Source organism: Pseudomonas sp. MIACH (assembly GCF_001269925.1).
In the GTDB taxonomy this organism is placed as follows: Bacteria; Pseudomonadota; Gammaproteobacteria; order Pseudomonadales; family Pseudomonadaceae; genus Aquipseudomonas.
The window spans coordinates 52284-64467 of sequence record NZ_LHVO01000015.1 but is presented as its reverse complement, the minus strand read 5'-3'; the positions used below and the strand labels follow the sequence as shown (position 1 = coordinate 64467).

10 protein-coding genes are annotated in these 12184 nt (G+C 61.8%); all 10 read right to left on the bottom strand.

Annotation, left to right across the window (positions count from 1 at the left end):
- Nucleotides 1-6: 6 nt before the first annotated feature.
- Nucleotides 7-1218 carry an O-succinylhomoserine sulfhydrylase gene (locus tag AD670_RS05120; protein WP_053128853.1) on the bottom strand — a complete coding sequence of 404 codons (1212 nt, stop codon included), beginning with the start codon at nucleotides 1216-1218 and terminating at the stop codon, nucleotides 7-9.
- A gap of 65 nt (nucleotides 1219-1283) precedes the next feature.
- Nucleotides 1284-2789 (bottom strand): amidophosphoribosyltransferase, encoded by a 1506-nt coding sequence (gene purF / locus AD670_RS05115; protein WP_027604079.1) that lies wholly within the window; start codon nucleotides 2787-2789, stop codon nucleotides 1284-1286.
- 41 nt (nucleotides 2790-2830) lie between these two features.
- Nucleotides 2831-3388: a CvpA family protein gene (locus AD670_RS05110; protein ID WP_003192538.1), complete on the bottom strand. Its 558-nt coding sequence runs from the start codon at nucleotides 3386-3388 to the stop codon at nucleotides 2831-2833.
- 181 nt (nucleotides 3389-3569) lie between these two features.
- The gene (locus tag AD670_RS05105) at nucleotides 3570-4229 is read right to left on the bottom strand and encodes an SPOR domain-containing protein (protein WP_053128851.1); all 660 of its coding nucleotides are present in this window, start codon (nucleotides 4227-4229) and stop codon (nucleotides 3570-3572) included.
- Nucleotides 4213-5520 (bottom strand): bifunctional tetrahydrofolate synthase/dihydrofolate synthase, encoded by a 1308-nt coding sequence (gene folC / locus AD670_RS05100; protein ID WP_053128848.1) that lies wholly within the window; start codon nucleotides 5518-5520, stop codon nucleotides 4213-4215. Before folC ends, AD670_RS05105 begins: the two co-directional genes overlap by 17 nt.
- Nucleotides 5517-6437: an acetyl-CoA carboxylase, carboxyltransferase subunit beta gene (gene accD / locus AD670_RS05095; protein WP_027604076.1), complete on the bottom strand. Its 921-nt coding sequence runs from the start codon at nucleotides 6435-6437 to the stop codon at nucleotides 5517-5519. The genes folC and accD overlap by 4 nt, the downstream gene beginning before the upstream one ends.
- A 243-nt stretch (nucleotides 6438-6680) precedes the next feature.
- On the bottom strand, nucleotides 6681-7313 hold the full coding sequence (locus tag AD670_RS05090) for a phosphoribosylanthranilate isomerase (protein WP_053128846.1): 633 nt from the start codon (nucleotides 7311-7313) through the stop codon (nucleotides 6681-6683).
- Between the two features lie 64 nt (nucleotides 7314-7377).
- The gene (gene truA / locus AD670_RS05085) at nucleotides 7378-8202 is read right to left on the bottom strand and encodes a tRNA pseudouridine(38-40) synthase TruA (protein WP_053128844.1); all 825 of its coding nucleotides are present in this window, start codon (nucleotides 8200-8202) and stop codon (nucleotides 7378-7380) included.
- 150 nt (nucleotides 8203-8352) lie between these two features.
- On the bottom strand, nucleotides 8353-10923 hold the full coding sequence (locus tag AD670_RS05080) for a FimV/HubP family polar landmark protein (protein WP_053128843.1): 2571 nt from the start codon (nucleotides 10921-10923) through the stop codon (nucleotides 8353-8355).
- Nucleotides 10924-11086: 163 nt separating this feature from the next.
- Nucleotides 11087-12097 carry an aspartate-semialdehyde dehydrogenase gene (locus tag AD670_RS05075; RefSeq protein WP_053128841.1) on the bottom strand — a complete coding sequence of 337 codons (1011 nt, stop codon included), beginning with the start codon at nucleotides 12095-12097 and terminating at the stop codon, nucleotides 11087-11089.
- Between the last annotated feature and the right edge of the window lie 87 nt (nucleotides 12098-12184).

Here is a 12184-nt window from a genome sequence, read left to right as displayed (position 1 = left end):
ACTCGATCACAAGGCAGCCAGCCCGCGAGCCAGGTCAGCCTGCAGATCAGCGACGTCTTCCAGGCCTACCGCGATACGGATCAGGCTGTCTCGGATGCCGGCGGCTTCACGTTCCTGCGGCGCCAGGCGTCCGTGGGACGTGGTGCTCGGATGGGTAATGGTGGTCTTGCTGTCACCCAGGTTGGCAGTGATGGAGATCAGGCGGGTCGCATCGATAAAGCGCCACGCGCCCTCTTTGCCGCCCTTCACTTCGAAACTCACCACAGCGCCGAAACCCCGCTGCTGACGCTGGGCCAGTTCGTGTTGTGGATGGCTCTTGAGGCCGGCGTAATGCACCTTCTCGATACCGTCCTGCTGCTCCAGCCACTCAGCCAGTGCCTGGGCGTTGGCACAATGGGCCTTCATCCGCAGGCTGAGGGTTTCCAGGCCCTTGAGGAAGATCCAGGCGTTGAACGGGCTCAGGGTCGGGCCGGCGGTGCGCAAGAAGCCCACCACTTCCTTCATCTGCTCGCTGCGACCGGCAACCACACCGCCCATGCAACGACCCTGGCCGTCGATGAACTTGGTGGCCGAGTGCACCACAATGTCCGCGCCCAGCTTCAGCGGCTGCTGCAAGGCAGGCGTGCAGAAACAGTTATCGACCACCAGCATCGCGCCTTTAGCGTGAGCCACTTCGGACAATGCGGCGATATCCACCAGTTCGGCCAGCGGATTGGACGGCGACTCGACAAACAGCAACCTGGTATTGGACTTGATCGCCGCATCCCAGCCGGACAAATCCGCCAGGGGCACGTAGTCCACTTCAACACCGAAGCGCTTGAAATACTTCTCGAACAGGCTGATGGTCGAACCAAACACGCTGCGCGACACCAGCACGTGGTCGCCGGCACTGCACAGGCTCATCACCACCGCCAGGATCGCCGCCATGCCGGTGGCCGTTGCCACCGCCTGCTCTGCACCTTCCAGCGCCGCAATACGCTCTTCAAACGCGCGTACAGTCGGGTTGGTGTAGCGGGAATAAACGTTACCCGGCACTTCGCCAGCAAAGCGCGCAGCAGCGTCGGCCGCCGTGCGGAACACGTAGCTGGAGGTAAAGAACATCGGGTCACCGTGCTCACCTTCCGGGGTACGGTGCTGGCCGGCGCGCACAGCCAGGGTATCGAAAGCTACGCCATCGAGGTCGCTGTCCAACCGACCGGCATCCCATTCCTGACTCATGCTGCGACTCCTTACTCAATTCTTTATTTAAGATACAAAACCGGCCCCTCAGGGCCGGTGTCTACTCAGTTGTTGTACAGATCGATGATCGCGCTGACCGCCTGGGTCTTGATCTTCGACGAGTCGTTACGCGCCTGCTCGATCTTGTTCAGGTAGGCCTCGTCGACGTCACCGGTCACGTACTTGCCGTCGAACACGGCGCAGTCGAACTGCTCGATCTTGATCTTGCCACCGCCGACCGCTTCGATCAGGTCCGGCAGGTCCTGGTAGATCAGCCAATCGGCGCCGATCAGATCGGCCACGTCCTGGGTGGTGCGGTTGTGTGCGATCAGTTCGTGGGCGCTCGGCATGTCGATACCGTACACGTTCGGGTAACGCACGGCAGGCGCTGCGGAACAGAAGTACACGTTCTTCGCACCGGCTTCACGGGCCATCTGGATGATTTGCTTGCAGGTGGTACCGCGCACGATGGAATCGTCCACCAGCATCACGTTCTTGCCGCGGAATTCCAGCTCGATGGCGTTGAGCTTCTGACGCACCGACTTCTTACGCGCAGCCTGGCCCGGCATGATGAAGGTACGACCGATGTAACGGTTTTTCACGAAGCCTTCGCGGAACTTGACGCCCAAGTGGTTGGCCAACTCCAGCGCAGCAGTGCGGCTGGTGTCCGGGATCGGGATCACCACGTCGATGTCGTGCTCGGGACGCTCGCGCAGGATCTTGTCGGCCAGCTTCTCGCCCATGCGCAGGCGCGCCTTGTACACCGAAACGCCATCGATGATCGAATCCGGACGCGCCAGGTAGACGTGTTCGAAGATGCACGGGGTGAGTTTCGGCGCTACGGCGCACTGACGGGTGTGCAGCTTGCCGTCTTCGGTGATGTACACCGCTTCGCCCGGGGCGAGGTCGCGGATCAGGGTGAAGCCCAACACGTCCAGGGACACGCTTTCGGACGCGATCATGTACTCGACGCCTTCGTCGGTGTGACGCTGGCCGAACACGATTGGACGAATACCGTGCGGGTCACGGAAGCCGACGATGCCATAGCCGGTGATCATCGCAACGACGGCGTAACCGCCGACGCAACGATTGTGCACGTCGATCACGGCGGCAAACACGTCTTCTTCGGTCGGCTGCAGCTTGCCGCGCTGGGCCAGCTCGTGGGCGAACACGTTGAGCAGCACTTCCGAGTCGGAGCTGGTGTTGACGTGGCGCAGGTCAGATTCGTAAATCTCCTTGGCCAGTTGCTCAACGTTGGTCAGGTTACCGTTATGCGCCAGGGTAATGCCGTAAGGCGAGTTGACGTAGAACGGTTGAGCTTCGGCCGAAGTCGAGCTACCAGCAGTCGGGTAACGCACATGGCCAATGCCCATGTGCCCGACGAGGCGCTGCATGTGACGCTGATGGAACACGTCACGTACAAGGCCATTATCCTTGCGCAGGAATAACCGGCCGTCGTGGCTGGTCACAATACCGGCAGCGTCCTGGCCGCGGTGCTGGAGGACGGTTAGCGCGTCATACAGCGCCTGATTGACGTTCGACTTACCGACGATACCGACGATGCCACACATGCGACGCAACCCCTACTTAATGAATCTTGACTGAACACAGCTTACTGCGGCGTTTTGGCCGGCAAGAGGTGTTCCTTGAACGGAAGATCAGCGGGTACGCTGATTCCGCTGGCCAGCCACTGACTGCTCCACCCCAATATGAGGTTCTTGGACCAATCTGCAACCAATAGAAATTTTGGCACGAGTACCGACTCCTGCCACCACGAATCCTGCTGTACCGGCCCCAGGCTCAACAGCCCGACCGCCACGACCACCAGCAACGCGCCACGCGCAGCGCCGAAGGCCATGCCGAGAAATCGATCGGTCCCGGAGAGGCCGGTAACACGTATCAACTCGCCAATAAGATAATTGACCATTGCCCCCACCAGCAGCGTGGCGATGAACATGATGGCGCAGCCCGCGATGACGCGAGCCGAAGGTGTCTCGATGTATCCGGCCAGATAGACCGACAATGAACCGCCGAACATCCAGGCTACGACTCCTGCGATGATCCAGGTCAGCAACGACAGTGCTTCTTTTACGAAGCCGCGGCTTAGACTGATCAAAGCGGAGATGGCGACGATTGCAACGATCGCCCAGTCAACCCAGGTAAATGGCACGTTTGAGCCTACGGACGGATAAGGCGGCGCATTTTAGCAGAGCGTCGGGCTGTCGGTAAGCTGTGATTGCGGCTGCTTTGCAAATCAATAGTTTGTGGCGAGCCAGCCCGATTTCAACCCCACTGCAAAACCAATGTGGGAAGGGCTTGCCCCCTCCCACATTGGATTGCATTCCACGGACTCAGCCGCGCTCAGGCTGGAAGCGGGTCACGAAGCCCTTCAGGTTTTGCTGACGGTCCAGCAAATCCCGCAGCCGATCCGCCTCGGCGCGCTCGATCAGCGGCCCGATAAACACGCGGTTCTTGCCGTCGGCGCTACGGATGTAGGCGTTGTAACCCTGGGCACGCAGCTTCTTCTGCAAAGCGTCGGCGCCTTCGCGATTGCCCAGGCTGGCCACCTGGATCGACCAACTGATCGGCAAGCCATTCGGATCAATACGGCTCTGCCCCACGTCCGGCTTGCCCGGCGCGGCAGGCTGTGGCGCTACAGGCTTGGGCGCAGGCGCAGGCGTCGCTGGCTTGGCGGCGACCGCCGGAGCAGGTGTCGGTTTGACCACCGGCACGCTTGGCTGCACCGGCATCGACGGCGCCTGCTGCGCGGCCACCTCATCATCGGTCGGCACCGGCTCTTCTTCCGGCAACGCCTGCGGCTCAGGCACCACCACCGGCTCGACCTGCACCTGCGGCACCGCCGGCGCCTGGGGCGTAGCCGGAGCCTCGACGACCACCTGACGCTGCTCGTCCTGGCGGGAAAACAGCATCGGCAGGAAAATCACCGCCAATGCCACCAGCACCAGGGCTCCAACCATTCGCTGCTTGTATGCGCTATCCAGTAATGCCATGTGCAGCTTCCTCCGTGGAGCGCCGGGCCAACCACTCAAGCGCCTCGGCAACACAATAAAATGATCCGAACAACAGAATCTCGTCCTCGGCCGTCGCCACCGCACACTGGGCTTCCAGGGCAGCAGTCACGCTTGCATACGACGTCACGGGCGCACCAAGGTTCTGTAACGCGATCTCAAGCTCATGGGCCGGACGGCTACGGGGCGTATCCAGCGGCGCGACCGCCCAAGCCTGGACGCTGCCCAGCAGCGGTGCAACCACACCCTCCAGGTCCTTGTCGGCGAGCAAACCGAATACAGCGAGACGACGCCCCACCGGCGGTGTGCGCGTCAGGCGTTGTACCAGGTATTGCGCCGCATGGGGGTTATGCCCCACGTCCAGCAACAGGTTCAGGCGCTTGCCGTGCCAGTCGAACGCACGACGATCCAGACGCCCCACCACTCGGGTCGCGAGCAAAGTCGCCGCAATCTGCTCAGCATGCCAAGGCAAGTCCAGCAACAGATAGGCTTGCAGCGCGAGCGCGGCGTTTTCCATCGGCAGATTCAGCAAGGGCAGATCGCGCAGCTCTACAGCCAGCCCACGCGCATCCCGACCGCGCCACTGCCAGTGCTGATCACCGATCTCAAGATTGAATTCGCGGCCACGCAGGAAAAACCCGCAGTCCAGCTCACGCACCTTGTCCAGCAAGGGCTGTGGCGGATCCAGGTCACCGCACAGCGCAGGCTTGCCCTGGCGGAAGATCCCGGCCTTTTCATAGGCCACGGACTCGCGGGTATCACCCAGGTAATCAACATGATCCACGCCAATACTGGTGACCAGCGCCAGATCCGCATCGACCACGTTGACCGTGTCCAGGCGCCCACCCAGGCCCACTTCCAATACGACCACATCCAGTTGCGCACGCTCGAACAGCCAGAACGCCGCCAGGGTGCCCATTTCGAAGTAAGTCAGGGAAATCTCGCCCCGCCCGGCATCGAGTGCGGCGAAGGCTTCGCAGAGCTGCTCATCAGTGGCTTCGACGCCATTGAGTTGCACCCGCTCGTTGTAACGCAGCAGATGCGGCGAGCTGTACACGCCGACTTTCAGCCCTTGGGCTTGCAGCAGCGCGGCAACAAAGGCGCAGGTAGAGCCTTTGCCGTTGGTGCCGGTCACCGTGATCACGCGCGGTGCGGGCCGGCCCAACCCAAGGCGGGCCGCTACCTGTTGCGAGCGCTCCAGGCCCATGTCGATGGCGGACGGATGCAACTGCTCAAGGTAGGCGAGCCATTCGCCCAGGGTACGTTGGGTCATAGGTTCGCAGGCACCGGCGGCACAACGATTGGCTCGACTTTAGGCGCGACGTAAACCGGTGTCGGCAGGCCCATCATTTGTGCCAGCAGGCTGCCCAGGCGTGGGCGCAGCTCGCCGCGCGGGATGATCAGGTCGATTGCGCCGTGTTCCAGCAGGAACTCGCTGCGCTGGAAGCCTTCCGGCAGCTTTTCGCGCACGGTCTGCTCGATCACGCGCGGGCCGGCAAAGCCGATCAGGGCCTTTGGTTCGCCGACGATCACATCACCCAGCATTGCCAAACTGGCGGAAACGCCGCCGTAGACCGGGTCGGTCAGTACGGAGATGAACGGGATGCCCTCTTCGCGCAGACGCGCCAATACCGCAGAGGTCTTGGCCATTTGCATCAGGGAGATCAGGGCTTCCTGCATGCGCGCACCACCGGAGGCGGCGAAGCAGATCATCGGGCAACGGTTTTCCAGGGCGTAGTTGGCGGCGCGCACGAAGCGCTCGCCGACGATGGCACCCATGGAACCACCCATGAAGGAGAACTCGAACGCCGAGACCACCACCGGCATGCCGAGCAGCTTGCCGCTGACCGAGATCAGCGCGTCTTTCTCGCCGGTCTGCTTTTGTGCAGCGGTCAGGCGGTCCTTGTACTTCTTGCCGTCGCGGAACTTGAGGCGGTCCACCGGCTCCAGGTCAGCGCCCAGCTCGTTGCGGCCGTCGGCGTCAAGGAAGATGTCGATGCGGGCGCGGGCGCCAATACGCATGTGGTGGTTGCACTTGGGGCAAACGTCCAGGGTCTTTTCCAGCTCGGGGCGGTACAACACCGCGTCGCAGGATGGGCACTTGTGCCACAGACCTTCAGGAACCGAGCTTTTCTTCACCTCGGAACGCATGATCGAAGGGATCAGTTTGTCTACTAACCAGTTGCTCATGCTTTCTTTCTCCAGTACCGGTGGCTTGAACACAGCCCCGCGTATGCCCTTGAGCTAAATTCATATGTGGCGATGACGCAGGTTGGACGGGGTCAGACGTTCGACCTGCCATTCCCAGCCTGCATCCTCAGCCTTCCAGACAGCCTGCCAGTGCAGGTTGCCACTTCATTTCCGGGCCTCCCTCAGGCGACGCCGGGCTGTTTTACACAGTGGTAGTTATGGACGGCGGCAGACTGCCAGCCGTCACATCCCGCCACTGCTGTTGCGCACGGCCTGCATGAATGCGCGAATCTTGCTGTGATCCTTGATGCCCTTGCCTTGCTCCACCCCACCACTGACATCCACGGCATACGGCCGAACCTGCTCAATGGCAGCCGCTACATTCGCGGGATTGAGCCCACCGGCAAGGATGATCGGTTTGCTCAGTTGCGCGGGAATCAGCGACCAATCGAACGCTTCGCCGGTACCACCGGGTACGCCTTCGACATAGGTGTCCAGCAGAATGCCACGCGCGCTGGAATAGGCAGCACAGGCACCCGCGATATCATCACCCGCCTTGACCCGCAGCGCCTTGATATACGGGCGTTGGTAGCTTTCACATTCGTCGGGGGTTTCGTCACCGTGAAATTGCAGCATATCCAGTTGCACGGCATCCAGGGTTTCATTGAGTTCGCAGCGGCTGGCGTTGACGAACAAACCCACGGTGGTCACGAATGGCGGCAATGCGGCGATGATCGCCCGCGCCTGCAACACATTCACTGCCCTCGGGCTCCTGGCATAAAACACCAGACCGATGGCATCCGCCCCCGCCTCGACTGCCGCCAGCGCGTCTTCTATGCGGGTAATCCCGCAAATCTTGCTGCGAACGACGGACATGTCGTAGAAACCTCAGGGGTGGGACCGAGAAAGTCCCGGATGGTAACAAAAGCTTTTCCGGGCGTCAGCCGCCAAGTTCGCTGAAACCTGTGAGGAAGTGTGGGCCGATGAAGCGTTGCGGCAGTTCAAACTCGTCGCGGTACTCCACATCCACCAGGTACAGGCCAAAGGGATGCGCCGTGACGCCGCCCGTACGGCGGACACGACTTTCCAGCACTTCCCTGGCCCACTCCACCGGGCGTTCGCCAGTGCCGATGGTCATCAAAACACCGGCAATGTTGCGCACCATATGATGCAGGAAAGCCCCGGCGCGGATATCCAGCACGATCATCTTGCCGTGACGGGTCACCCGCAGGTGATGGACTTCCTTGATCGGCGACTTGGCCTGGCACTGGCCGGCACGGAAGGCGCTGAAATCATGCACGCCTACCAGGTGCTGCGCAGCTTCGGCCATGCGCTCGGCATCCAGCGGGCGGTGGTTCCAGGTAATTTCTTCGTTAAGGTGCGCCGGGCGGATCTGGTCGTTGTAGATCACGTAGCGATAACGCCGGGCGATGGCCTTGAAGCGCGCGTGAAAGTGCGCCGGCATGACCTTGGCCCAACTGACGCTGACGTCGTGGGGCAAATTGATATTGGCGCCCATCACCCACGCCTTCATCGTGCGTTCGGCCTGGGTATCGAAGTGCACCACTTGACCGCAGGCATGCACGCCGGCATCGGTACGCCCGGCGCACATCAGCGATACCGGCGAATCGGCGACTTTGGACAGGGCCTTTTCCAGGGTTTCCTGCACCGTCAGCACGCCCGACGCCTGGCGCTGCCAGCCGCGATAGCGCGAACCCTTGTATTCCACGCCCAGGGCGATGCGGTAAAAGCCAGCGGCCGCCATTTCGGCGGCCGGGTTATCTATATTTGCCAAGAACTGAGAGCCTGATGAGTTACGCAAAGGCGGCCATTATAAGTGCGGCAGTCGCGGGGTGTGCGCTTTTGTTAGAGATTCACGCCAACCGCCCCTCCCACACTGGACTTGCACCAACCCTCAGATTTTGCCGAGCATTTCCTTGGCCTCGCCGCGCTGTACCTCGTCGCCTTCAGTCAGCACTTCCGAAAGGATGTCTCGCGCGCCGTCAACATCGCCCATGTCGATATAGGCCTGGGCCAGGTCCAGCTTGGTGGCGACTTCATTGGTGCCAGACAGGAAATCGAACTCCGGCTCATCGCTGTCCAAGGCCGCATCTTCAGCAGTGAAAGACGGCTCGATGGGTGGATGCTCCAGGCTCTGGGACAGGCGATCCAGCTCGGCGTTGACATCGTCCAGCTCCGAAGCAAAGGCATCAGGCTTGGCGGCTGCGTCCGGTTCGTCCGCCAGGGACAGATCGAAATCCTCCGGCAAATCGAAGTCATCCAGTGCCGCCGGTGTCAGCGTCGGTGGCTCGACCGCCGCCGCATCCTTCATCTGGTCCTCTAGACCGGAAAGGAAATCGTCGTCGGATTGCCCGGACGCCGGGGTATCGAGCTGCAGATCCAGGTCGAAGTCCGACAGGCTTTCCTCGTCCGCCTTGGGTGCGGATTGCTGCGCCAGGAGGGCTGCAAACGTCTTCTCGTCATCCAGGTTGGCCGGTGAAGCCGCTTCCAGCTCATCCAGGCTCAGATCGAAATCGGTGTCGAGTGCAGCAGGCTCGGGGGCCGGGGCCGGGGCCGCTGGCTTGTCTTCCAGCAGGTCCTTGACGTATTGAGCGTCAAGCGCTGCTGCGGCAACCGCTGCACTGACGCCCGCCGCCAATACGGCCATCGCAGGAAAGCGCGACTTGAGCTGCTCGACCTGGGCATGGTTTTCACCATTGGCCACCAGTTGGCGCTCCTGGGTGACGAAACCGTCCTTGTCGCCTTGCAGGCCATAGATTTCCATCAGCTTCAAACGCAGGTCGCTGCGCTTGGGCTCATGCTTGATCGCTTGTTCGAGCACGTCGGCAGCCTGGTTCAGATGGCCACGATCGATATGGGACTGGGCCTGAGCCAGGGCGTCGTTGGCGTTTTGCGGGGCCACGGCAGCGGCCAGCGGTGCCAGCACGGAGGCAACCGTCGGAACCGCCACTGCCGGCGCAACCACCGGAGCAGGTGCCGGAGTCGCTGCCAGCTTGACGTTCGGCGGCGGCACTTCAAGGCCTTCGAAGCTGTCCGACGGCAGGTCCTGTTCGATACTTGAGGTAAATTCCGGTTCTTCAGCCAGCGCCCGCGCCATGCGCAAGTGCTTTTCCTGTTCACGGCGGGCGTTGCGATGGCGCGCCCACAGCAGCAGGAGCAACAACACTACAAGGCCAGCCGCGCCGCCGATCACGCCGAGGACAACCGGGTTGGTCAGCAGGTCATTGAACTTGCCTTCCGTGCTATCAGGTGCTGCGACCGGCTTGGCCTCCTCCGCTGCTTGCGCGGCCGGGGCGGCCGGCGTTGGCGCGGTGGCCGGCTCGGCAGGCGCCGCCGGAGCGGTTGCCGGAGCGGCGGCCAACTGTGCGGGCATCGCCGCCGTCGCCGGGGCGGCCGGGTCAGCCTTTTCGGCCTGCAAACGGGCCAATTGATCGTTCTTCAGTTGAATCAGCTTCTGCAGTTTATCCAACTGGCTTTGCAGATCTGCCGCACGGCTCTTGAGTTCGTCGTTATCACGGCGAGTGGTGTCCAGTTGCTCCTGGGTCATCGCCAGCTTGTCGCTGAGGACCTGGCTGTCAGCGGCCTTGCCCTTGCCGCCCTTCTTGGCCGCTTCGGCCGAGACCAGGCTCAAATTGTCCTGGGTATTGGTGGTCGACGGTGCGTTGCCGGCCTGGGTGCGCCGGGTGGCGTCCAGTTGCTGCTTGCCCGCCGCCTGATTGGTGGCCGCGCGTCGACCCTGGCGCCATGCAGCATTCTGTGCAGTCACTTCGGCGATTGCTTGAGGTTGCGGCAACGCTGTGCTTTGCACCGTGTCTGGCAGGCGTAGCACCTGGCCGGTTTTCAGGCGGTTGATATTGCCGTCGACAAAGGCGCCGGGGTTGAGCGCCTGGATGGCCAGCATGGTCTGTTGCACCGAGCCACCATTGCGATGCTTCTGGGCAATTTCCCACAGGGTGTCGCGCGACGTGGTGGTGTGCTGCGCCGGCTTGCTCACCGCCGGCGCCTGGCTGGCCGGCGTTCCCACACGCGGTGCAGGTGCTGCTGGGGTGGACGCAGATTGGTCGAACTTGGCCGGGTCGAGCAACACACTGTAGTCGCGCATCAAACGGCCATTAGGCCATTGCACTTGCAGCAGGAAACGTACGTAGGAATCCGGCAGCGGCTTGCTGGAGGTGACGCGCACCACACTGCGACCACTGGGATTGATGACCGGGGTAAACGTCAGGTCATTGAGAAACGCCTGGCGATCAACGCCCGCATCCACAAATGCCTGGGATGAAGCCAGGCTCGGGGTGATCTCGGACGCCGTGAGACCACCGACATCGAGCAATTCGATTTCCACCGACAACGGCTGGTTCAACTTCGACTTGAGGGTCATCTCCCCCAGCTGCAGCGCTTGCGCCATACCGGAGGACAGCGCCGAGGCGGCCGCTATTGCTAACACCAGTTTGCGAACTTGAACCATAGCCTCATCCTTTGTTTGAACACTCCCCGGCCTGCGAGAAGGTTGGTAACCGCTTGCCATAAGGCATGGCGAGCCGATAGGTCACCGACGCGCAACTGTTCCTGCTTGGGGCCAAGCATAGCGCTTGGTTAGAATCAATCTACAAATTGCCGCCAAGTATCTTTTACACAAGGCCTTTTATCAACAACTGCGCCAGTTGCACGGCATTCAGGGCCGCCCCCTTGCGTACGTTATCTGACGTCAGCCACAAATTTAGTTCCGCCGGGTCGTCCACTCCGGCGCGAACCCGACCGACATACACCACATCCTGGCCCACCGCATCGCCCACGGCTGTCGGGTAATCGCCCTCTTCGACCAGCTCGATACCCGGTGCGGCCTCCAATGCGCGATTGACGGCGGCAAGATCGACCGCCGCGCCCAGTTGCAATGACACAGTCAGGCTATCGCCAAAAAACACCGGGGCTTGAACGCAAGTTGCGGAAATCTTTAGCAAAGGAGTTTCCAGCACCGCGCGAAGTTCGTGTACGAGACGTTTCTCCAGGGCTGTATGACCTTGGGCGTCTGGCGTGCCGACTTGTGCCAACAGGTTGAAGGCCATTTGCCGGTCAAAGAATGCTGGTTCCAAAGGGCGCACATTCAACAGCTCGGCAGTCTGACGGGCCAATTCGCTGACCGCTTCGCGGCCTTGGGCAGACACCGCCAGGTTGGCAGTGACGTTGACCCGCTGGATGTCCAACACGCCGCGCAACGGTGCCAGCACCACTGCCAGGTTGGTGGCGGATGGGCTCGGGCTGCCGAGCTGGAAGGGCTTTTTCATGCCTTTAAGGATATGGGCGTTGGCTTCCGGCACCACCTGGGGGGCCTGCTCGGCGGGCAAGGCGCCCGACAAGTCGATGACCGAACAGCCCGCCGCCACGGCGCGCGGCGCGAAGCTCAGGGTAACCGCCGGGCCTGCTGCGAAGAAGGCCAATTGCGCCTTGCTGAAATCGAATTCATCGACTTCCTTGACCCGCACGTTCTTGCCCCGAAACGGCACCGAAGCCCCTGCCGAATTATTACCGGCCAGCAGGTAGAGGGTCCCCACCGGAAAAGCCAGTTCTTCGAGGATCTGCACCAACGTTTCACCCACCGTACCGGTGGCGCCGATCACGGCAATTTCAAAGGTCTGGGTCATGGGGGCTGCCTCGGGCATTGCGGGGGGAGCGGCACTTTACCGGGTGACTGGGGGTGAGGCAATTAACCTGGGGCTTGTGGTGTGGCT